Below are 23,612 nucleotides of genomic sequence, written 5' to 3'. Positions count from 1 at the left end.
TTTCTCGCATTCGAGCACTTTCTCTTGCAAATGCTAAATCCCACATCTTGGTATCCTTTGTAAACTTTTCATGCATTTCTACCACCTGCTTTATTAAATCGTTTTCTTCCTCTTTGATTATACCATCATATTCGTTCTTTTTAAACAGATAACACAGGCTTTCCAGTTCATTCAGATCGTCTTTTTTCTTCTCTTTTAGGAGGTCTTCAATTTCTAACAGATATACATAAAAACGGTGATTTAAGTTGCCTTTATCAACACTGTTTTTCCGTCCTTTAAAGACAAATTCATCGTATAGCAGATGATCGGAACTTCTCTGATTTAAAAAGATTACCTGATAAGCCTTTTTTAGGCTCTCGTAGTCTTCACCGGCACTTAGCTGATTAGTTATCATTAGACATCCATAATAGTTAAACCGGAAGTACTCGGTAGAATAATCTCCGTACATCTGCATTTCGATATCGATGGTGTTTTTGTCTTCATCTTCGACCAGTAAATCAAGAACAACGTTTTTACCGTCAACAGAATCGCTATTAATGGCGGGATTTAAAATCGATACAACAGTAAAGGCAGTACCTGTAACTGCTTTAAGAACTTTTTCCAGCAGGGAACGGTTATTTACAAGCATGTACTTAAAGAAAAGGTCATTATGAAAAGGAATAGCCAGATGAGCTTTTGGTAATTCTTTTTCTTCCATATAAAATACCTCCTATTATTCTTTTACTCCCCAACTTGAAAAATCTCTTTTTTTATTTTCATATTTTTAAATAAAACTGGAATATCTTTACTGTTGTTTAAAAAAGTATATCTTATTATCTATAAAAATTCATTGAATTATAAATTCAATATTGTTTTCCTAGAAGTGTTTACATTAAAGTAGTTTATAAAAAAATAAAAATAAATCTTTTGCCGATTTCACTATAGATATCTTCAAAAATTTGAGTTAAATCAGTGGTTATAAGATAGTCAATATCAGGATATTCTTTCTTAATATCTCTAAATATAAGTTTAGTTAACAATTCAACCATTTTAACCACATTATGTGTTTCATTTAGAAACTTTTGTATATTTAAATAAATAACATTATGCTTATTAAGATGATTTAAATAAATATTTGTATTACTAATTTTTAATGAATCAAATAAATCATGTGAATTACATTCTTTAGAATAATATGCAACTAACATATCGGCATCAGTACTTTTACCAAAACGTATTGGTCTAGATACACAAATATATTTATTAACTTTTTTTCTTAAATACTCTAGCCTTTCGATTAACAGAGATTTATCTACATAAATTTCTCTATTAATAGCTTCATAAAAATTCTTATTATCTGGATTTAAATATAGTCCCATAATATTCACCTCTCAACTATTGTAACATTTTATATTCAAATTAGTAATTTAAATCCGTGTAACTTAATGACAATAATTAATTACATAAAACCATTTAAATCACATATTAATAACAAGGCAAAAAATAAGCCTGGTATAATCTTATTTGTAAAATATAGTTTAGGAGGGGAAACTCATGAAGAAAACATATGAAATACCAGTAGCAACAGAAGAACTCTTTGCTGCCAATAGTTATATAGCTGCTTGTGCTTGGCAAATTACTAGTACTTCAGGTAACAACAGAATGCAATGTGCAAATCCAAGTCATCGTCATTTTATGGATGGTACTTATTTTACTAGTGTTTGGGTAGAAGCAACTAATAGTACTTGTCAAATTAAAGTTGATCGAAGTGGAATCGGTAAAACTGAAATTTTAAATAATAACAACGCGCAACCTGCAAAAAGTGCAGTTGTTTATGGTGAAACCGGTACACAATACTACTGTAATGCCACTTGGGGCGGTTATAATGTTCCTAGTTTTGTATCTACATATGGAGGATGGGGAAATAAAAAACCAACAACAAATAATCCTTGCTATGGTACTTATGTAAATGAAGGTGATTATGATTCTATAATGGAAAAAGTATTTAGTTAATTGATAGCACTCCTAGTGGAGTGCTTTTTAAAAAGGAGAAAGTAAGTTATGATGACAATTCAGCCTAATAATGGCTTTGAAAAATATATATGTGATAAAGCTGCTAGAGAAAAAGTACCCATTAGCGGTAGCATTGAATTATTACCAATTTGTAATATGGATTGTAAAATGTGTTATATTAAAACTTCTGTCAGTGAAATGAATAAAATTGGTAAACCATTAAGTGTTGAAAAATGGATAGAGATTGTTAAAGAATTAAAAGATAATGGCACATTATTTTTACTGTTAACTGGTGGTGAACCCTTGCTTTATCAGGGATTTAAAGAATTATATCAAGCGATCAGTTCAATGGGGATTATAGTTACGATTAATACTAACGGAACTTTGATTAATGACCAGATTATCGCTTTATTTAAAGAGAATCCACCTAGAAGAGTTAATGTTTCATTATATGGTGCCAGCAAAGAAACTTATCAAAAGGTTTGTGGTTATGGCGCAGGTTTTGAGCAAACAATGAATGCAATTGAAAAATTAGTAGAAAATAATATTCCCGTAAAAATAAATTTTACTTTAAACAAACATAATCAAAATGATTTATTTAAAGTAATTGAAATTACCGAAAGATTAAATATTCCTATTTCAACACCAACTTATATGTTTCCACCCGTTAGAAAAATAAAAGATAACAAACATTTTAATGAACATCGTTTATCAGCTAAAGAAGCAGCAAGAATTCAATATCAGTTAGCTAAATACAGTATTAAAGAAAATCCTAATGATATTGAATCAGTTAAAGCAACATTAGCTAAAATCGATCCTAAAAATTTTGACTTTAAAAGTAGTGATATGCCTAGTGGTTTTTTATGCGCTGCTGGTGTTAGAAGCTTTTGGATCAATTGGCGTGGTATTTTAAGTCCATGTGGAATGATGGAAAATCCTAACTGCAATTTAAATGAGATTTCTTTTAAAGAAGGATGGGAGTATATTAAAAATAAAAGTAATGATATTTGTTTATCACTAGAATGTTATAATTGTCGATTTAGAAACATTTGTCAAAATTGTGGTGCTTCTTCATTTGCAGAAACCGGAAAAACTGATAATGTAGTAGCTTATCATTGTAACCTATGTCAGGAATATGAAAAATTATTAAAAAAATTAGTTAAAGAGGTAGAAGATAATGAAAACAAATAAAAATTTCATTTTAAGAGATGTTGCTGGTGAACATATATTAATTCCAATTAATGAAGCTGCTCAATCATTTAATGGAATGCTTCATTTAACCAGTACGGCTGCTTTTATTTGGAAAATGGTTGATAAATGTGATTCATTAAATGAAATTATTAATGAAGTTGTCAATGAATATGAAGTTGACAAAAAACAAGCAAAAAAAGATGTTTATGGTTTTTTATGGGAATTTTATATTCGTGGCTTTGTTTTAGATATCCCAGAATTAGAGAAAGTTCATGAATAATTTATATCTACAAATAGGCCCCCTTGTTTTTAATCTCACTAGTGAACAGCCTTTAGAAATAAGTGATGAAATAAAACAGTTTTTTATTAAACAAATAACTCATCAACAAGTTATTTATTGTACTGTTAAAGTTACTAATGAATTTGCACCAGTTCATGGTAATTTAGTATTTCAAAATGGAGAACGATTAATGTACAATGATCGAGGCAAAGAAACAAGAATTCATTTTTTCAATTATCAGCCTTATGGAATCTATCGTGAAATCGATGATAATCATTTTATGATTGAAGTTATCACACCTAAGATTAATATTCTATTTATTGAATTATTTGCTTTGGAAAAATATCTTTTAAATCATAATGCTTTAATTCTTCATTCTGCTTTTATTCAGTGGCATCATCAAGGAATTGTTTTTAGTGCTCCTAGTCAAACTGGTAAAAGTACTCAAGCCGCTTTATGGAAACAGTACCAGCATGCTACAATAATTAACGGTGATCGCAGTATTTTAGTATATGATGATAAAAATAACCACATTGAAGTTTGGGGATTACCGTTTTGTGGTTCATCAAAGATTAATTTAAATGAGCATTATCCTTTAAAAGCCATTGTGTTTTTAAAACAAGCTCCTATTAATGAAGCAAATTTAATTGAAAAATCGATTGCTAGCTATAATTTATTTAAAGAAATCAGTGTTAATAAATGGAATCTAACTTCTATTGATCAATCTTTAGCTCTAATAGAAAAAATAATTGCTAATACTTTATTAATATCTTTAAAATGTAAAATTGATCAAGATGCGGTAAACGTCTTAAAAACATTAATAAAAAGGGACTGTAACGAAACAAAGTAATTACAGCCCCCTTTTAAACAATCTGTGATTATTGATTTATATAATTATTACAACTGATATAACTTGATATATTTATCAACTAAATAATCAACATAATATTGAGGATTAAAGTCTTCACCAGTTAGATTTTTTAAGATTTCATTAGTATTATAGGTAGCTCCATAGTGATGAATCGTTTCTTGAAGATATTTCTTCAATACTTGGAAATCACCGGATTCAATCCAATCATCAATTGCTGTTGTTTTTTTCATATGATGATAAATTTGTGCACCAATAGCACTACCTAAAGCATAACTTGGAAAATAACCAAGATCTCCCCCAGCCCAGTGGATATCTTGTAAAATCCCAGTAGCATCATCTAATGGTGTAATTCCTAGATATTCTTGATAAAGCTGATTCCATAATTTAGGTAATTCTTCAAAATCAACCTCTTCATTAAATAATTTCTTTTCAATTTCGTAACGAACCATGATATGCAAAGAATAAGTAAGTTCATCAGCTTCAGTTCTAATTAAACTAGGCTCTACTTTATTAATTCCCTGGATAAACTGTTCTAAAGAAACATCATCTAAATTAGGGGCAAAGATTTTTTGCATTCTTGGATAAATTGGATGCCAAAATTGTAAACTTCGACCAATGATATTTTCATAAAAACGCGATTGTGATTCATGCATTGCCATAGAAGCACCACTTCCAATTGGAGTCATCGTAATATCATCATCAATATTCATTTCATAGATTGCATGACCTGATTCATGAATAGTTGAAAAAATTGCACTTTCTAAATTATCTTCATAATAATGAGTTGTGATTCTTACATCATGATTATGAAATTCCGTTGTAAAGGGATGTTCACTTTCTTTAATTACCCCTTTATCAAAATCAAAACCAATGTATCCCGCTAACCATTGATTAAATTCTTTTTGTTTATCAAGATCATAGTGATAATAATTATAATCTTTATTTATCTTTATTGGTGAAGCTTGGATTTTCTTTAATAATGGAACAATTTCTTTTCTAAGCAAAGCAAAAAATTGATCCAATTGTTCAACTTTAAATCCCGGTTCATAATCATCTAATAAAACATCATATAAACATGCTTCATCTTTTCTTCGATAAGTTGCAAATCTTTTTTCAGTAGCAACAATTTCTTTTAAATATGGCATAAACATTTGATAATCATTCTTTTGTTTAGCTTTTTGCCATACTCTTTGACCAATTAACAATCTTTCTTGATGTTCCTGATATTCTTTAGCTGGTATTTTTTCTAAACGAGTTATTTCTTTTAACCATTTATCGACAATTGCCTTTTGATATGGTTTTAGTTTTTGATCCTTTAATTCTAATAATATTTCTTTTACTTTAGGATCAGTTGTCAGTTCAAATAATTCTTTAGCTAAAACACCGACTGCTTTAGCAGTTTGTTCCATTGATTTTTCAGGTGCTTCGGTTTCCTGATCCCAGCTAAACAATGTTAAAGCTTGTTTATAAGCATGTAATTTATCTAAATATTCTTGCAAGTCTTGAAAATCCATTTTTTAGACCTCCTTTATTTCTTTATCTAACCACTTTTCTTTTTTGATCCCAAATACTATTCCCGTTAGATCCGCTAAAAACCAGCCAATTGGAATGGCCCACCAAATTGCTAAAGTTCCAAAAACTGGCGCCAAAGCATAGGCTAAAACCACTCTGGTTCCCAGTGAAATAACTGTCAATACGACTGAAATACCTGGTTTACCAACCCCGCGATAATATCCATATAATAAAAATAAACAGCCAATTCCTAGATAACAAATTCCTTCAATTTGTAAATACTGAACACCTTGACTAATTATATCAATCTTAGCTGGATCGATAAAAATCAACATTAACTTATCAGCAAAAATAAATACAACTGCTGAAATAATTAAACAAAAAATTGTAACGATCATAATTGCCTTTTTCAACCCCTCCTGGATTCGCTGTTTTAACCCGGCTCCTTGGTTTTGAGCAATAAAGGTTGAAAAAGCATTACCAAAATCCTGTACTGGCATATATGCAAATGAATCAATTTTAACTGCAGCACTAAAAGCTGACATCGTTACTAAGCCAAAACTATTGACTAATCCTTGAATCATCAAAATACCAAAATTCATTACTGATTGTTGCATACAGGTTAATAATGAATAATCCTTGATTTTCTTAAAGATTTCTTGATCAAAATGGCAATCTTTTCTACTTGGAATCAGTTCTTTTCGTACTTTTAAACTATAAATCATAATCCCAATTCCACTGAATCCTTGAGCAATTATCGTCGCAATAGCAGCACCAGCTATCCCTAAATCAAACTTTGTTATTAAAGCAATATCTAAAACAACATTAATTAAAGCTGCAATAGCTAAAAAAATTAACGGTGTTTTGGAATCACCTAAGGCTCTTAATAATGATGAAAAATAATTATATAAAAAAGTAAAAAATAAACCAATAAAAATTATCACCAAGTACTCATAACTATCACTAAAAATATCCTTAGGTACTTTCATAAAAACTAAAATTTGATTAATAAAAACAAGACAAAATATCTCTAAGATTATTGCTAGTGCGGCAATGGAAACAAACGATACAAAAAAAGAAACTTTCATCTTTTCCTCTTGTTTAGCCCCATATAACATCGAAAACAAAACACCACTACCCATACATAATCCTAAAATGATCGATGTTAAAAAAGTCATCAATGTAAATGCCGAACCAACAGCTGCTAAAGCATTAGTACCAATATAATGGCCAACAATAAAGGTATCGGCAACATTATATAACTGCTGCAACAAGTTTCCCAAAATCATTGGAAAAGAAAATTTTAATAATACTGAAGTTATTTTTCCCTCTGTCATAATATCACCCATGGTTATATCATAGCCATTTATTAACTTAAAGTCAAATAACCGCTATAAAAGATTATTATCCTCTTTGATCACTTTCCAGTAAGATAATAATTTATCTAATGAATAACTGGCATTAGCTGGTGAAGTTGAGGGTAATTTAGTTACTGGTAAATTAATTTTAGAATCAAAATAACGATGATATAGTTTATCAGCTAAATTACCATTAGTATAAATATGTTTAATTTTAGCATGATCGATAATTTTTGATAAATCATTAACTTCTACATCACTAATACTGCTATCACTGGAACCTTCAACATTGCAACTGGCAATTACATCCCATAAGGCTATTTGATGTCTAGTTAAAAAAGCTCTTTTAGCTTCAATTGTTGTTGGGATCTGATCATCAAAAATAAGTGCTAAAAGTTTCCAAAACCGATTTTGAGGATGCTGATAGAAAAAATTAGCTTCTCTTGATTTAACTGATGGAAAAGATCCTAAAATCAAGATTTTTGAATGATCATCATAAACTGGATCAATTAAATGATATGCTTTCATAGCTTTCCCCCCCTTATTAAATATGCTATAATAATTATACAACAAAACAATAATTTTAAGGAGAATTATTATGCAAGAATATGCAATCAAAAAAAGCAAAGATGTTAAAATGATCATCCATACCCTATCTAAAAAGAATATCATGGATGCTTTTTATCATGTTAAATCAATTTATCGTCTACAAGAAAATGAATTGTTATTAGAAAATGAACATTATGTTTTGCCAATCGATTTAAAAAAATGGCAGGATCTAGACAGCCAAGAAGATTTTACTAATGTTTTAAAAGTATTAGAAAGAATCACACGTCCTAAAGGCTTTCCTTTAGATACAGTTAAGGCCACTCTATCTGGCTATGATTTAAAAAAACAGCAAGCTTTTACTTTTAAAGATGATTATGTAAGTGGAATCCATTCTTTAGTTGGTGAATATGAAGATGGAACCAAGCTATTGTATCAAGAAAAATTATATTTAAATCAAAAATAAAGTATAAACAAAAAGAGAAATCAGCCTAATTTCTCTTTTATTACTCTATTTTCAACATGCGATAACCAACTCCAACATGTGTTTGAATATATTTTGGTTTTGCCGGATTGGTTTCAATTTTCTTTCTCAATGTTGCCATAAAAACCCGCAAAGAAGCGAGATCACTTTCTAAAGCAGTTCCCCAAATTTCTTTGGTAATATAGGTATGCGTTAATACTTTACCCATATTTTTAGAAAGCAGACATAATAATTTATATTCAATCGGTGTTAAATGAAGTTCTTTGCCATCTAAATAAGCACAGCCGCTAGCATAATCAATTCTCAAATCACCATTGATAAACTCACTGCTTTCATTAAGTTGATTTTGATAATAATTCAATCTTCTAATGACTACTCGCAAACGAGCTAATAATTCTTCAACTGAAAATGGTTTAGTTAAATAATCATCACCACCAGCGTCTAATGCTTCAATTTTATCATGATCTTCACTTCGTGCCGAAATAATGATGATGGGCATATTGGTCCAAGTTCTTACTTTCTTAATTATTTCCACCCCATCAATATCTGGCAAGCCCAGATCTAAAAGCATAATATCTGGTTTTTTTGAAGCAGTTTCGCTAATAGCCTGCTTTCCGGTTTGACAAGTATGGTAACGATAATCGTGAGTTTCTAATGTTGTCACGATCAAATTTCTAATCGCATTATCATCTTCGACAACTAATACTAATGGTTTATTCATGAATTTCGACCTCCTCAATTGGTAATGTGAAACTAAACACCGTTCCTTTAGGATGATTATCTGCTACTTTGATTATACCATCATGAGCCATTATAATTGATTTACATAAAGCTAAACCTAAGCCTAAGCCCCGTCTTGAATCGATGATATCATGTTTGGCAGTAAAAAACATCTCAAATAACCGTTCTTTATCATGATCATTTATTCCCGGTCCATCATCACGAATTTGAATTTCAACATAACCATCATGTTTTAATGTTTCAATTTCAATCGTTGAACCAGCTGGCGTATATTTAATCGCATTATCAATTATATTAATAATTACCTGCATGATCAATCGAGCATCAATTTTAGCTAAAATGAATTCATCATGATTTATTAATTTTAAATGATGCAATTCAATGCGACGACTAATATGATTTAAAGCCTCATTGATAACTTCCTCAATCAGTTCAGTTTTTAAATTCAAGCTAACTTTACCATTTTCTAATCTTGTCACGCTTAATAAATTTTCAACTAGATTAATTAGCCATAATGAATCGTCATAGATCACTTCATATAACTGATTTTTTTTATCATCATCTAAATTTTTCGCCTCATTAATTAAAACACTAGCATTACCAGAAATACTCGTTAATGGCGTTCGTAAATCATGAGAGATTGAACGTAACAAATCAGCACGTAATCGTTCATTTTTAGCTTCGATAGCAGCTTCCTGACGCTTTTTATTATATAATTCTTTTTCTAAGGCTAACGCACATTCACCGACGATTGATAAAACCAAATTATTTTCAAAAGCATCAATAATATTATAATTCAATCCAATTATAATTACTCCATAAATATCATTAGCACTTAATATTGGTAAATAATAATTACTGTCTTGATAGGCATTTTTTTGTTTATAAACATGTTTTACATTTGCATCAATATTTTTATCAATCACTAAATTATGATTAAAATCACCATAATTTTCATAACTTAATTGATCATTTTCGATTTGACATATAATTACTGGTAAATCCAATAATTTGATAATCTGTTTAGCCGTGGTTTCTTTGATTCCAGCAATACTTTTTTCTTTTTGAAGCAATCGATTAGTTTCTAATAATACCTTAGTACGATAAGCATATTGAGCTGCCTGATTAGCTTGCTGGTTCAATCTGATTGCTAGGGTACTGGTAATAAAGGCCGCTAAAAACATGATTACAAAGGTTACTGGATAACCAGAATCATAAGCTGCAAAAGTAAAGCGTGGATTAGTAAAGATAAAATTAAAGATCAGCACACTTAATATCGAAGAAATCAAACTATAAATTCGATTAGATGTAGTAACTGCAATGATCAAAACACCTAAAATATATACTGTAATCGTATTTGCTTCACTAAAACCCAAATAATGAAATAACATCCCGATTAAAGTTGCCAATAATAAAACTACAACTGATATTAATAAATCACTACTTTGATACGTAAAAGTACTTTTATTAATTTTTATTTCATCACTATTAACATTTTGATGATATACAATATTAACATCAAGATCTTCTAAAGTTTCTAAAATTTGACGATCAAGATGCGCTTTAAATAACGACCATTTTCGACGCTGACTATAACCAATAAATACCTTAGTTACCTGGCTTTTAAGACAAAACTCATTAATCTGATAAGCAATATCATCACCATAAGCTGTTTCAATATTGGCCCCCAATGTACGCGCATAAGCAATATTTTCCTGCAATCTTTCCTGATCTTCTTTACTAATTTTAGAATAAGCATACGTTTCTACATACAAAGCAGTAAATAAAGCATCATTAGCTTTAGCAACTGCACTGGCCATTTTAATCACATCTTGATTAGACATTGATGGTGATAGACATATTAAAACATGTTCTTGCATAATTCTCGTTTACGATCCTTTCAGTAACTATTATAACATAATTACTAACGAGTTAATTCTCTAATTGATTTTTCCTTTGCCATAACAATTAATGTTTCATCAGCAATAAATACATGATTTGGCTGAGGTAAAGGATATATTTGACCATTTCTTTTAGTTGCTAAAATGCTGACATGATATTTAGTTCGAACTGCTTTTTCGATAATTGTTTTATTTATCCAGCTTTCCGGTACTTTTATTTCATAAATTGCTGTATCTGGCGTTAATTCTAAATAATCGAAAATATTTTTCGAACCATATTTTACCGCAATTTTTTCTGCCATTTCTTTTTCGGCATAAATAACTGTATCAGCTCCATTTCTAAGCAATAATTTACGATGTACTTCACGATTTGCCCTAGCAATCACAAATGAAGCTCCATAGTCTTTTAATAAAACCGTAATTTCTAATGCTGTTTGAAAATTATCACCAATTGCAACAACACAAATATCAAAATTATTAACACCTAAAGATTCAATAAAATCCTCATTGGTAGCATCACCTATTTGAATTTCACTTACGATATTAATTGCATTATCTGCTCTTTCTTCATTTTTTTCAATTGCCAAAACAGCATTGCCTTCTTCAATAAACTTTCTTGACAAATGACGTCCAAAACGTCCCAATCCTATTACTAATACAGATTTCATAAACACTAATTTTTCAAACACTATAATCAGTATTCGAAATATTTACCCCTTTCTTATAAATCTATCCTATCTGAATTTTCTCTGCAGGTGCTTTAGTCATTTTATTAACCCGATTTGCACCAAAAGCAAGTAATACGGTCATTGATCCCACGCGACCAAAAATCATTAATAATGCTAATAAACAATGTGATAAACCACAAAGTTCCGTCGTTATCCCTAAAGTTAAACCAACTGTTGCAATGGCAGAAACACATTCAAATAAAGCCTGCAAAAAAGTTACCTGATCAATTTGACAAATAATTAAAGACACTATTAATGTAAGTGTTAAATAAGCCATCAAAATACAGCTAGCTGTTTTAATAACATCTTCACTAATTCGTCGATGATAAACTTCAACCGCTTTTCGCTGTTTAAATAAGCTAAAAATATTAACAAACAATACCGCAACAGTCGTTGTTTTAATTCCCCCAGCAGTTGATCCTGAAGAACCACCAATAAACATTAAAATAATCAAGATCATTTGGGTCGTTTCTCTAATTTTAGATAAATCAATGCTATTAAAACCAGCTGTACGTGCAGTTACTGATTGAAACATTGATTGTAAAAGCGTTGTATTGCCCTCTTGACAAAGATAGACAAATAAAGTTCCGCCAAAAATTAAAATCAAAGTTATTGTAATTACTAGTTTAGTATGCAAACGCATTTTCTTAAAACGAAAGCGACTGTCGATCATATCTTTCCAAACCAAAAAACCTACCCCGCCAATTATAATTAATGACATAATAATCAGATTGACATACCAGTTATTTTGATACGGAACGATCGAGTTAAATGGTTTGATTATCCCTAATAAATCAAATCCGGCATTACAAAAAGCGGAAATACTATGAAACAAAGCAAACCAGATTCCCTTAAAAAAACCAAATCGCGGACAAAAAACGAATGCTAATAAAACAGCTCCAATCAGTTCTACTATAAATGTTCCACAAATAATAAATTTAGTAATTTTAACAATTCCCCCGACATGTGGCGATGAAATTGAATTTTGCATTACTGAACGCGTTAAGAGCCCAATTTTCTTTCGCGCTAAAGTCAAAGCATAAATACAAAATGTCATAAAACCAATCCCACCAATTTGAATCAGTAAAATAATCACTAACTGCCCAAACCAGCTCCAATGACTATAAGTATCAACTCGAATTAAACCAGTAACACAAGTTGCTGAAGTGGCGGTAAAAAAGGATGTTAATACTGAAATTTCTTTTCCTTCTTTTAAAGATATTGGCAAACTAAGTAATATTGTCCCTAAAAATATTATTGCACAAAAGCCGAAGAAAATTATTTTGGTCGGTGAGTAACCCTGCAATAATTTTTCTGTTATTCTCCGTTTAATATTTATCCCTCCAATTACCTATTCTTTAAATCTAATATACTAAAGAAACTATAAATATAAAATTAAGATTTACTGAGTGAGATTAAGATTGTATAAAGATGGTTTATTCTTAATAAAATCTTAATTCAAAAACAAAATTAATAACGCTATTTTTATATTATTTTTGTTATTTTATAAGTAGATAAGAGGTGTTAGATATGGAAAATATTGCTCTAATTGCATTACTTTCAATTATTTTTGGTGCAGGATACTTTTTAATTAAATCATCTAAATTTTAAAAAAAATAAAACCGAATCTCGGTTTTATTTTTTACAATTCTTTAGTTAATGAAGAGACATAATCATATAATGGCTGATGAGCGTTTTCGCCATATTCTTTAATAATATTAACAATCGCACTGCCGACAATCACACCATCGGTAATTTTAGCAAACTGTTTGACTTGCTTAGGGCTATTGATTCCAAAACCAATAGCTACTGGCGTGTCCGCAACACTCTTAATTGTTTCGACAATACCAGCGATATCACTATCAATATTATTACGCATTCCCGTAACTCCCATTGAAGAAACAAGGTAAATAAAGCCTTTAGCTTCTTTAGCGATCATCAGTGTTCTTTCTTTTGAAGTTGGGGCAATCATAGAAATAAAGGTGACATCGTATCTTGTACATACATCAATGACTTCTTTACTTTCTTCATAAGGACAATCAGGAATAATAATTCCATCGACACCACATTCTTGACATTTTTGAAAAAATTTATCATAACCATAATGAAAAACCGGATTTAAATAAGTCATCAAACATAAAGGAATACTAGAAACCTGACGAACAGCTTTGACAATTTCAAAAACTTTATCCGTAGTCATGTGATTGGCTAAAGCACGAATATTAGCCGCCTGGATAACGGGACCTTCAGCAATTGGATCACTGAAAGGAATCCCAATTTCAATTAATGATGCCCCAGCTTTTTCCATTTCTAAAATATATTCAACCGTTTTTTCCATATTAGGATCACCAGCAGTTAAAAAACCAATAAATGCTTTTTGATGATCAAATGCTTGTTTTATTCTATTCATGAATATCTATCCCCCTATATCTAGCAATTGCTGCTACATCTTTATCACCACGACCTGATAAACAAATAATTACAATATCATCTTTGCTCATCTTAGGTACTATTTTTCTAGCATGAGCAATAGCATGAGCGCTTTCGATTGCACAAATTATTCCTTCTGTTTTCGCTAAATATTCAAACGCACTAACAGCCTCATCGTCAGTAACTGGAACATACTCAGCTCGTTTAATATCATGTAAATAGGCATGTTCTGGTCCAATTCCTGGATAATCTAAACCGGCGGAAATTGAATATACTGGTGCAATTTGACCATATTCATCCTGGCAAAAATAGGATTTCATACCATGGAAAACGCCCAATGTTCCCGTTGCAATGGTTGCTGCATTAAAAGCCGTATCGACACCTTTACCAGCGGCTTCACAGCCAATTAGTTTTACATCTTGATCATTAATGAAGTTATAAAACATTCCCATCGCATTGCTGCCGCCACCAACACAAGCCATCACTGCCGTTGGCAGTTTTCCTTCATATTCCAAGATCTGAGCTCTAGCTTCTTTAGAAATAACGCTTTGAAAGTCACGAACGATCATTGGAAAAGGATGGGGACCCATTACCGAACCTAAAACATATAAAGTATCATCAACTCGTTTGGTCCATTCACGCATTGTTTCATTAACAGCATCTTTTAACGTCATCGTTCCGGTAGTAACACTATGAACTTTAGCTCCTAATAATTCCATCCGATAAACATTTAAAGCCTGACGATCAGTATCTTCTTTTCCCATAAAAATTTCACACTCTAATCCTAGTAAGGCTGCTGCCGTAGCTGTCGCCACCCCATGCTGTCCTGCACCAGTTTCCGCGATTACTCGGGTTTTCCCCATTTTTTTAGCCATTAATACCTGGCCTAAAACATTATTAATTTTATGGGAACCAGTATGATTTAAATCTTCTCGTTTTAAATATACCTTCGCCCCACCAAGATCTGCAGTCATTTTTTTAGCATAATATAATAATGATGGTCGACCAGCGTATTCTTTTAATAACTGTTCTAACTCACGATTAAACTCGGGATCATTTTTATAATATTCATAAGCCTTTTCCACGTTATGAATTTCACTCATTAATGTTTCGGGAATATATTGCCCTCCATGGATTCCATATCTACCTGCCATTTTCCTTTACTCTCCTTACCATTTCCTTTATTTTCAAACCATCTTTAACTCCGTTAGTTTCTACTCCAGAACTAACATCAAGACAATAAGCATTGATCTTTAAAGCCGCATCGAGATTATCTAAATTAATCCCGCCGGCTAAAAAATATGGTTTATCTAATTGTTTTATATATGACCAGTTAAACACTTTGCCACTACCGCTAATTACATTATCTAAAAGATAATAATCAACGGAATAATTAAGATCAGTTAAACTATTTTGATCAGCTACTTTAATTGCTTTAATAATTGGCACCTTTACTTTACTTTTTAACTGTTTAATATATTCATCACTTTCATCACCATGGAGCTGAATTAAATCAATAATTTTTTGATTTACGAGAAACTCTATTTCTGCTATCTTCGCATTGACAAAGACCCCAACAACCTTTATCTTTGCATTTAAATTTTGTCGTAACGCTCTTGCCTGATTATAACTAACTTGGCGTTTACTTTTAGCAAAAACAAAACCGATATAATCAGGCAATGCTTCATTTACATAATTTATGTCTTCATTTTGAAATAGTCCACAAATTTTAATTTTCATCCGCTTTTCTAAGTCCCTGAAGGATTTCAAAAGCTTTTCGTTTATCATGGGCCCGTAATAATGTTTCCCCAATCAAGACGGCATCAACTTTATTTTCTTCAAGAACTTTGATATGTTCATAAGTTTTAATACCACTTTCAGAAACAAAAATTACATCTTCAGGAACCATGGTTCTTAGTTCAATACTATTATTTAAATCTACTTCAAAATTTCTTAAATCACGATTATTAACACCGATTATTTTAGCACCTACTCGCAATGCTTTTTTTACCTGCATGGAACTATGGGCTTCAACTAAAGCACTCATTCCTAAACGCTCAGCTAAGTTTAAACAGCGCATTAAGGTAATTTCATCCAAAACACTGCAAATAAGTAAAACCGCATCAGCGCCTAATAATTTAGCTTCATAAATCATGTATTCATCAACGACAAAATCTTTTCGTAAAACCGGTATTTTTACGATTTTCGCTATTTCCGCTAAAAAATCATCGTCCCCTTTGAAAAAATCCGGTTCCGTTAAAACCGAAATAGCCGCAGCTCCAATATCTTCATACTCCTTAGCAATTGTTTTATAATCAAAATTAGGAGTAATCACACCTTTTGATGGTGAAGCTCTTTTAACTTCCATAATATAAGATAAACCAGGCTTTCTAAGTGCCTTTTCAAATGGATACTCTTTACTAATTGGTTTTTCAAAAGCTAACTTTGCTAGCTTATCAATCGAATTTCTCTTTTTATTTTCAGCTACTCTCTCTTTAGTTCTTTCTACAATATCATCAATAATCATACAACAAACTCCTTCTACGTATTAGTTTCTTTGATGAACTCCTCCAGTTTAGCTAAAGCCTTACCACTATCGATCAAATCAGCCGCTAAGTTAATGCCTTCTTGCATCGTGGCGGCTTTACCACCAATATAAATTGCTGCACCAGCATTTAATAAAACGGCATCCCGTTTTGGTCCTAAGACTCCGTTTAAAACATCCCGCGTGATCTTCGCATTATAATCAGGACTGCCACCAGCTAAATCCTCTTTTTTACAGCGTTTAAACCCAAACTGTTCTGGGGTAAGAATGTAACTATGATAAGTTCCCTCTTTTACCTCACAAACAGTTGTCGGTGCCGATAGTGAGATTTCATCTAAACTGTCTTGTCCATATACCACCATTGCTCGTTTTACTCCTAGATTAGATAAAACTTTAGCCAATGGCTCGACTAACGCTTCTTCATATACACCCATTACCTGCATATTAGCACCGGCAGGATTAGTTAATGGTCCTAAAATATTAAAAACCGTCCTAATTCCTAGTTCCCGTCTAATTGGGGCTACATACTTCATCGCAATATGATAGTTTTGAGCGAATAAGAAGCAAATGTTAATCTTGTTCAATATTGTAGCACTTTTTTTAGGAGATACATCAATTTTTACACCTAAACTTTCTAAAACATCGGCTGCCCCACATTTAGAACTGGCAGCTCGGTTACCATGTTTAGCTACTTTAATGCCACTTGAGGCAATAACTAATGATGCAGTAGTCGAAATATTGAAAGAATTAGAGCCATCACCGCCGGTTCCAACGATTTCCAAAACATCTTCATCATTTAATAATTTAATACAATGTTCCCGCATTCCCGCAGCACTTCCGGTAATTTCAGCAATCGTTTCTCCTTTTAAACTAAGAGCGGTTAAATAACTGCTCATCTGGACATCACTGGCTTTACCATCCATGATTTCATTCATACAAGTTTTTGCTTCATCTTCACTTAAATCTATTTTTTTCGCTAATTTTAAAATTGCTTCTTTAATCATGATTACATACCTCCAAAAAATTTTTGATCATCATCTTACCATCAATAGTTAAAATTGACTCCGGATGAAACTGCAAGCCATAAACCGGATACTTACGATGTTTAATAGCCATTACTTCATTATCTTCACTTGTGGCAATAACTTGAAGTTCATCACTTAAACTATCTTTTATAGCCGCCAAAGAATGATAACGGCCAACTTTAATTTTGGTCTTCAAGCCTTTAAATAACAAATCATCATTTACATCAATTATCGAACTTTTACCATGCATTAACTCTTTAGCGTAACTTATCGTAGCACCAAAAGCTTCACAAATAGCCTGATGACCTAAACAAACTCCTAAGATCGGTTTTTTATCATAAAAATACTTAATAATTAACTCAATATTGCCAGCTTCACTTGGTTTTCCTGGTCCTGGTGAAATAATAATTGCCTGGGGATCTAACTGTTTTACTTGTTCAACCGTAATTTCATTGCGCCTAACTTCTATTTCATTACTAAAATTTCCTAATAACTGATATAAGTTATAAACAAAACTGTCATAATTATCGATTAATAAAATCATCTTCAATCCCTCCATCAGCTTCTTTGATTGCCTTAACGATTGCTTTAGCTTTATTTAAACATTCATGATATTCATTTTCCGGAATACTGTCATAAACAATCCCCGCTCCACTGCAAGCATAGACATTTTCACCTTTTCGATAAGCAATCCTAATAGCAATACACATATCCATATTTCCGGTAAAATCCAGATAACCAATTGCACCGCCATAAATCCCCCGTCGGGTATTTTCCAGTTCATTGATGATCGAACTGGCACGAATTTTCGGTGCTCCTGATAAAGTTCCCGCTGGAAGTAAAGCATCAATAGCATCAATGGCATCTTTATCATCTAAAATTGTTCCCGATACAGTAGAACCAAGATGCATCACATGAGAAAACTTCAATACTTCTAAATATTTTTCTACTTTAATACTATTGAATTTAGAAATCTTGCCTAGATCATTACGACCTAAATCAACTAACATATTATGCTCTGCTAATTCTTTTTCATCATGTAATAACTCTTTTTCTAAATACTGATCTTCTTTTTCATCTCGTCCGCGTTTTCGCGTTCCTGCCAGTGGGTAAGTATATAACTGATCATTTTCTAATTTAATTAAAGTTTCTGGCGATGCTCCAGCAATTTCCTGACTTTCACTAGCAAAATAGAACATATATGGTGAAGGATTTAACGTTCTTAAAATGCGATAAGTATCAAATAAACTGCCTTTAGCTTTAGCTTGCAGGCGATTAGCTAAAACCACCTGGAAAATATCCCCTTCTTTAATATATTCTTTAGCTTTTTCAACCATCGAACAATATTTATCTTTACTAAACAACGCTTTAAAATCACTCGTTAATTGCAACGGTTCAATTACTGCCTTTTGACCATTAAAAATTAACTTTTGCAATCTTTCAATTTTTTTAACGGTTTCTTGATAACTATTTTCAAGATCTTTGATTCTAGCATTAGCAATCAAAATAATTTTTTGACGATAATTATCAAAACAGATTACCTGATCAAATAGCATCAAATCAACATCATTAAAACTATCATCATCACTTTTTAAATTCAAAACCGGTTCATTATATTTAAAATAATCATAAGCAAAATATCCGACCAGACCACCAGTAAACGTTGGTAATCCAGGAATTTTAGGACTTTTATAATTCTGTAATATTTTTTTTATATATTTTCCAGGATGACTTGTTTTAAAAACCGTCTGATCAATTTTCATTATCTTATTTAAACAAGTTATTTCACTTGTCGGTTCAAAACCTAAAAAAGTATAGCGGCTCCAACGTTTCGTATCATCAACACTTTCAAGTAGGTAACAATGGTTACTATAATTTTTCAAAATTTGCATTATAGCAATCGGCGTAACCTGGTCACCATAAATTTCCTTACTAACAGGAATAATGTCATAATCACCTTGACTAACTATTTCTTTAGCTTGTTTTAACGTTGGATAATACATCTTTCTTTCCTCCTTGATAAATAAAAAACCGTCCCGACAGAAAAATTCTGTCAAGGACGGAAATATACACTAATCCGCGGTGCCACCTTGCTTCACGATACACTCGTGCCCTTACTAGATGCTATCACATCTATGACTACTTACGTAAGTCTCACGTCAAAGAATACTCGGTAAATACCTTTCACTTTGCCCTCCGTGGTCCATTTAATAGGCTGCGTTCTACCTGATTCCACCATCCAGGCTCTCTATTAGGGCACGATCTATTTTTATCTCCACTTCATCGGTTTTCTTGTGTATAATGATATACTGATATTAAAAGCATGTCAATAAAATCTTGACATTTTAATAAATGTTTTTTTCTCTGTACATTTTTTATCAAGTAAAAAAACATTGATAAAATCAACAAAAAAATATTTATTTTTTTAATGAAAGCCCTTTCATTTTTTGGATAAATGTGCTATTATAATAGTGAGGAAAGGGTTAGACGAAAGGAGTTGATAATATGAACGAAATGTATATTATTTCAATATTAATGCTTTATACATTGATTGTTTTAATTGACACACTGTTAAGAACATATCAACTATTTGAAGTCGGTCTAGCTACAGACGAGGAAAGAATTTTTAGAATTAAGCCAGTTTTCATCAGCTACATTTCTAATATCACTCCGATGAATCTTCGAATTAATTGGAAGAAAGATTATCGTCTAAATATGAAACGTAGACCCCCTATTATATCAGTGGCTCACTAAGGTTGGGTCAAAACGGAAATAAAAGAGTAATTAACAAATAGATACCATTTTTGATATAAGTTTAACAATAAAAATAAGACAAGTGAGAAATTAATCTCACTTGTTTTTTATGTATTTTAAAAACTCTTCAACACTATAATTTACGATTAATTCTTTAGGAAAATCAATTTCTTCTAAAATATCTTCTATCTGATCAAAATTCATAATATCAAAATGAATATGAGCATCACTGCCTAAGATTATCTTTACTTGATGCAATTTACATAACTCAAGCATCGTAATTACATTTTCTCTTGAATTAAGTCTTGAAGAACTTCTTAAAGCATTATTATTTACTTCTAATAAAGTATGATATTTTTTGGCCGCTAAAACAACCTGGTTATAATCTAATGGACAATAACCATCATCAGGGTGCACGATTACACTAATGTGCGGATTTTTAATCGCTTCAATTACTGCATGAGTATTTTGTTCAATAGTACCGGGTGTATAACAATGAAAATGAATTCCCGCTACACAATAATCAACATATTTATATAAATCTTCATCAATACTTAATTTACCACTATGATCGATAATATTAATTTCAATTCCAAGAATAATATCTAAGCCATCAAATTTACGAGGAACAACATGATAATTTTTAAAATAGATCGGATCACAAGTTCCCGGAATTCCTACATCATGTTCAACCATTCCTAATAATTTCAATCCTTTAGCTTTAGCTTCATGAACCATTTCGGTCATTGACGAATAACTATGACCACTGGCAAGAGTATGTGTATGTACATCTAATTCAATATCCTTCATAAAAACCTCCTAAAAAACAGTAAAAATAATTAAACTAAACAAAGCAATCGATGCCGCTGGTGCATCAACATGACTATCTAATTCAGTATTAAAATATGTATTAAATAGAATAAAAACAATTTGGGCAAGAATTCCTAGTACACTCGCTAATAACAGCGAATCAACAGCCATGATAGCATATCCAGCTATTAAAGTAGTATGATGCGTCGCTGGAAAATCGTCATTGATAAAAGCAAAAATCAAACTAAGGGCACTTAACGAAAACCCTAAACTGGCTACACCACTCATTTTCACAAAATAAGCTGTTACTAATGATAATCCTCCGGCAAAAATAATTTGAAACAGCCAAAAATTAATTTGCTTACTTGTAAATAAAGAATCTTGAGGATGATTAATATATTTTTTAGTTCCAAACAAAACCCTAATCAATGAATTAACCAATAAAACAACTAATGCCCCAATATCCATTGGTATATTCAAATAACTAAATAACAAAAAAAGCAAATAACCAAGAAGCCCAAAAACACCACCGACTAATAAAACCATCGGATCTTTAGTAAAATGCAAAGAACAGTTCCCATTAGCACCATTAATATCATGATGGCGAACATTTGCCGCTACCGCCAATCCAGCGACTGCCCCATTAAAACAGACACATGGCATAAACAATAAATTTAAAACCTGATCATTTAAAAAATTAGTATTTGCTCCGGCTGCATTTAAAATAATAACAATTAACCCCACTAAACCAGTAATTACAAACGATGCTGTCCCACCAATCATCGTCCCCAGCATTCCAGAAATAAATGCCAGTAGCCCATTATTCATTGATCTAGCCCCCTTTATATTAAATTTTTAATACTATCATTATAACATCACCATATCAAAATAAAAAGATGTGAAGATCACATCTTTATCTATTCATATACTTCTAATTCAAGTAATTGATTATCTTTTTTTATCTGTAACAAGCGAAAACTAAACTGAAGATAAGCAAACAGCATAAAGCTTAAACCAACTAAAATATCTTTTTCAACTAAATATAAAATACCACTATTTAAGATATATTCAGGAGTTTTCATAATTGCCTCTAATAAACTGCTAAGATTAGAAGTTAATAATACTTGTAAACTAATTCCTAAAAACTCTGATAAAATAAATACTATCAAACTGATTACAATACTAGTTACTAAACCTAAAACGGATATTTCTTTAGTTATTTTTTGATAACCAATTAATGCAAATAAAGCAATTAAGTAACCACAAACTCGTGCTAAAGAAGTGAATTGGTAAATTCCAATCCATAACAAAGCACCTATTAATGCCCCAATAAGACTACCAGTAAAACCAGAAAGATATTTAGAAAGATCAAAATGAAAATGATCTTCTAATTCATCATGACAATCATCGCATAAATAAATGACATTATTTTGATAACGATAAAATGTGGCATTTTTATCACGATGACAATTATGACACCCAGGCAAAAAACCGAATTTACGGATTGTTAAAGTGATATTTTTTAATACCTGATAGATAAAATTCAAATCATGTCCAGATAAAACTAAAGAAATAATTCCATGATGATAATCAATTGTTTTAACATTTTGAAAACTAAGTTCAATTTGAGTTAAAAATTCATCTATTTTACGTTGTTTAAAATCACTAACACTAATTTGAGCTAATAATTTATCATCATTTACTTCAATTACAATTGGATATTCATTAAACCAGCCATAAATGAACTTACCATCATTTTGTAAATGATTCATGGCTACAAATTCATCAATATCCTGGTTACTATCTTTGATTCCTAAATAACTATTTTCCAGTTCAACTAAAAACTTACTGATTGTTAGTAAAAAATACGGCAGTATCCAAATATAGCCAATCAATAAAGTTAATAATCCTAAAACAAACCAGCCCACAAAACTCAAAATCAATAAAAACAATTCAGCCATTTGATCAAGATTCATCATTTTCCAGCTTATTTTAACCGCCTGAGTAATTTTCATATCCTGATTGTTGGCAAGTAAATACATAACCGGCATAAATTTTAAAAAGACAAGAATTCCTGGTGCGACAAATAATAAACAACCCATAATAACAGTAAGTATATAGATTCCACCAGCCAATCCGTTTTTTAAATACACTAGTGGACTAGCTTTTAATAATTTTAAACTAACATTATTATCATTAACTATATTCTTTAAAATACAATTAAACTGTACTAATAAACCAGCACTGAATAAATACGCTAAAAGCATTACAATTACAATAAATAAATCTAATAAACCAATTGTATTAGCTGGTTTATGGGTCAATAAAAAATAAAATAAAACCATTAAAGTACCTAGTGTAGCTATAATTATCGCTAAGATCATTAAAAAATATTTCAAAATTTGCCATCGTTTTTGACTATGGCTACGTGCCCATAATTTCAA

At 31.1% G+C, this 23,612-nt stretch carries 24 protein-coding genes; 5 read left to right on the top strand and 19 right to left on the bottom strand.

The window, feature by feature from the left end; genetic code table 11:
- Window positions 1-697: PD-(D/E)XK nuclease family transposase (locus J7M77_RS08335; RefSeq protein WP_296877401.1), on the bottom strand; the 697-nt coding region annotated here is incomplete at its 3' end.
- Window positions 698-881: 184 nt separating this feature from the next.
- Window positions 882-1,358 carry an AAA family ATPase gene (locus tag J7M77_RS08330; protein ID WP_296877399.1) on the bottom strand — a complete coding sequence of 159 codons (477 nt, stop codon included), beginning with the start codon at window positions 1,356-1,358 and terminating at the stop codon, window positions 882-884.
- Window positions 1,359-1,533: 175 nt separating this feature from the next.
- Between J7M77_RS08330 and J7M77_RS08325 the strand changes: the two genes are divergently transcribed.
- From J7M77_RS08325 to J7M77_RS08310, 4 genes are read left to right on the top strand one after another with little or no spacing between them, the layout of a single operon-like run.
- Complete coding sequence (locus J7M77_RS08325) at window positions 1,534-1,992, top strand: hypothetical protein (RefSeq protein ID WP_296877397.1); 459 nt, start codon at window positions 1,534-1,536, stop codon at window positions 1,990-1,992.
- Window positions 1,993-2,040: 48 nt separating this feature from the next.
- Complete coding sequence (locus J7M77_RS08320) at window positions 2,041-3,183, top strand: radical SAM protein (protein ID WP_296877395.1); 1,143 nt, start codon at window positions 2,041-2,043, stop codon at window positions 3,181-3,183.
- Window positions 3,170-3,463, top strand: coding sequence for a PqqD family protein (locus J7M77_RS08315; protein ID WP_296877393.1), 294 nt, complete (start codon window positions 3,170-3,172; stop codon window positions 3,461-3,463). The genes J7M77_RS08320 and J7M77_RS08315 overlap by 14 nt, the downstream gene beginning before the upstream one ends.
- Window positions 3,456-4,313, top strand: a complete 858-nt coding sequence (locus J7M77_RS08310; RefSeq protein WP_296877391.1) for a hypothetical protein — start codon at window positions 3,456-3,458, stop codon at window positions 4,311-4,313. The genes J7M77_RS08315 and J7M77_RS08310 overlap by 8 nt, the downstream gene beginning before the upstream one ends.
- A gap of 47 nt (window positions 4,314-4,360) precedes the next feature.
- Here the strand turns inward: J7M77_RS08310 and J7M77_RS08305 are convergent, their stop codons facing one another.
- Genes J7M77_RS08305 through J7M77_RS08295 form a run of 3 tightly spaced genes read right to left on the bottom strand, consistent with a single transcriptional unit; the run spans window position 4,361 to window position 7,732 of the window.
- A complete protein-coding gene (locus J7M77_RS08305; RefSeq protein WP_296877389.1) occupies window positions 4,361-5,848 on the bottom strand; it encodes a carboxypeptidase M32 in 1,488 nt (495 codons plus the stop codon).
- A 3-nt stretch (window positions 5,849-5,851) separates the two neighbouring features.
- Window positions 5,852-7,195 (bottom strand): MATE family efflux transporter, encoded by a 1,344-nt coding sequence (locus tag J7M77_RS08300; RefSeq protein ID WP_296877387.1) that lies wholly within the window; start codon window positions 7,193-7,195, stop codon window positions 5,852-5,854.
- A 42-nt stretch (window positions 7,196-7,237) separates the two neighbouring features.
- Window positions 7,238-7,732 (bottom strand): DNA-deoxyinosine glycosylase, encoded by a 495-nt coding sequence (locus tag J7M77_RS08295; RefSeq protein WP_296877385.1) that lies wholly within the window; start codon window positions 7,730-7,732, stop codon window positions 7,238-7,240.
- Between the two features lie 70 nt (window positions 7,733-7,802).
- Between J7M77_RS08295 and J7M77_RS08290 the strand changes: the two genes are divergently transcribed.
- Entirely contained in the window at window positions 7,803-8,216 is a 414-nt protein-coding gene (locus tag J7M77_RS08290) for a hypothetical protein (RefSeq protein ID WP_296877383.1), read from the top strand.
- Window positions 8,217-8,256: 40 nt separating this feature from the next.
- Here J7M77_RS08290 and J7M77_RS08285 read toward each other — a convergent pair whose 3' ends face one another.
- From J7M77_RS08285 to J7M77_RS08220, 14 genes are all read right to left on the bottom strand, one after another.
- Entirely contained in the window at window positions 8,257-8,955 is a 699-nt protein-coding gene (locus J7M77_RS08285) for a response regulator transcription factor (RefSeq protein WP_296877381.1), read from the bottom strand.
- On the bottom strand, window positions 8,948-10,855 hold the full coding sequence (locus J7M77_RS08280) for a DUF4118 domain-containing protein (RefSeq protein WP_296877379.1): 1,908 nt from the start codon (window positions 10,853-10,855) through the stop codon (window positions 8,948-8,950). The genes J7M77_RS08285 and J7M77_RS08280 overlap by 8 nt, the downstream gene beginning before the upstream one ends.
- Before the next feature lie 44 nt (window positions 10,856-10,899).
- Window positions 10,900-11,544 (bottom strand): TrkA family potassium uptake protein, encoded by a 645-nt coding sequence (locus tag J7M77_RS08275; protein ID WP_296877377.1) that lies wholly within the window; start codon window positions 11,542-11,544, stop codon window positions 10,900-10,902.
- 61 nt (window positions 11,545-11,605) lie between these two features.
- Window positions 11,606-12,832, bottom strand: a complete 1,227-nt coding sequence (locus J7M77_RS08270) for a TrkH family potassium uptake protein (protein ID WP_296877375.1) — start codon at window positions 12,830-12,832, stop codon at window positions 11,606-11,608.
- Between the two features lie 414 nt (window positions 12,833-13,246).
- Window positions 13,247-14,014 (bottom strand): tryptophan synthase subunit alpha, encoded by a 768-nt coding sequence (gene trpA / locus J7M77_RS08265; RefSeq protein WP_296877373.1) that lies wholly within the window; start codon window positions 14,012-14,014, stop codon window positions 13,247-13,249.
- The gene (gene trpB / locus J7M77_RS08260) at window positions 14,007-15,188 is read right to left on the bottom strand and encodes a tryptophan synthase subunit beta (RefSeq protein ID WP_296877371.1); all 1,182 of its coding nucleotides are present in this window, start codon (window positions 15,186-15,188) and stop codon (window positions 14,007-14,009) included. Before trpB ends, trpA begins: the two co-directional genes overlap by 8 nt.
- Window positions 15,178-15,774: a phosphoribosylanthranilate isomerase gene (locus tag J7M77_RS08255; protein WP_296877369.1), complete on the bottom strand. Its 597-nt coding sequence runs from the start codon at window positions 15,772-15,774 to the stop codon at window positions 15,178-15,180. The genes trpB and J7M77_RS08255 overlap by 11 nt, the downstream gene beginning before the upstream one ends.
- Window positions 15,764-16,561, bottom strand: coding sequence for an indole-3-glycerol phosphate synthase TrpC (trpC, locus tag J7M77_RS08250; RefSeq protein WP_296877367.1), 798 nt, complete (start codon window positions 16,559-16,561; stop codon window positions 15,764-15,766). Before trpC ends, J7M77_RS08255 begins: the two co-directional genes overlap by 11 nt.
- 14 nt (window positions 16,562-16,575) lie before the next feature.
- Window positions 16,576-17,583 carry an anthranilate phosphoribosyltransferase gene (gene trpD / locus J7M77_RS08245; RefSeq protein ID WP_296877365.1) on the bottom strand — a complete coding sequence of 336 codons (1,008 nt, stop codon included), beginning with the start codon at window positions 17,581-17,583 and terminating at the stop codon, window positions 16,576-16,578.
- A complete protein-coding gene (locus J7M77_RS08240; protein ID WP_296877363.1) occupies window positions 17,576-18,148 on the bottom strand; it encodes an aminodeoxychorismate/anthranilate synthase component II in 573 nt (190 codons plus the stop codon). The genes trpD and J7M77_RS08240 overlap by 8 nt, the downstream gene beginning before the upstream one ends.
- Window positions 18,129-19,607 carry an anthranilate synthase component I gene (gene trpE / locus J7M77_RS08235; protein ID WP_296877360.1) on the bottom strand — a complete coding sequence of 493 codons (1,479 nt, stop codon included), beginning with the start codon at window positions 19,605-19,607 and terminating at the stop codon, window positions 18,129-18,131. Before trpE ends, J7M77_RS08240 begins: the two co-directional genes overlap by 20 nt.
- A gap of 847 nt (window positions 19,608-20,454) precedes the next feature.
- On the bottom strand, window positions 20,455-21,168 hold the full coding sequence (locus tag J7M77_RS08230) for a phosphatase (RefSeq protein WP_296877358.1): 714 nt from the start codon (window positions 21,166-21,168) through the stop codon (window positions 20,455-20,457).
- Between the two features lie 9 nt (window positions 21,169-21,177).
- A complete protein-coding gene (locus tag J7M77_RS08225; RefSeq protein ID WP_296877356.1) occupies window positions 21,178-21,996 on the bottom strand; it encodes a hypothetical protein in 819 nt (272 codons plus the stop codon).
- 89 nt (window positions 21,997-22,085) lie between these two features.
- A partial coding sequence (locus J7M77_RS08220; RefSeq protein WP_296877354.1) for a DUF975 family protein occupies window positions 22,086-23,612 on the bottom strand: 1,527 nt, incomplete at its 5' end.

The organism is Thomasclavelia sp. (genome assembly GCF_017889095.1).
GTDB lineage: Bacteria > Bacillota_I > Bacilli_A > Erysipelotrichales > Coprobacillaceae > Thomasclavelia.
The sequence above is the reverse complement of the archived record's forward strand: the minus strand, read 5'-3'. Positions and strand labels throughout refer to the sequence as shown.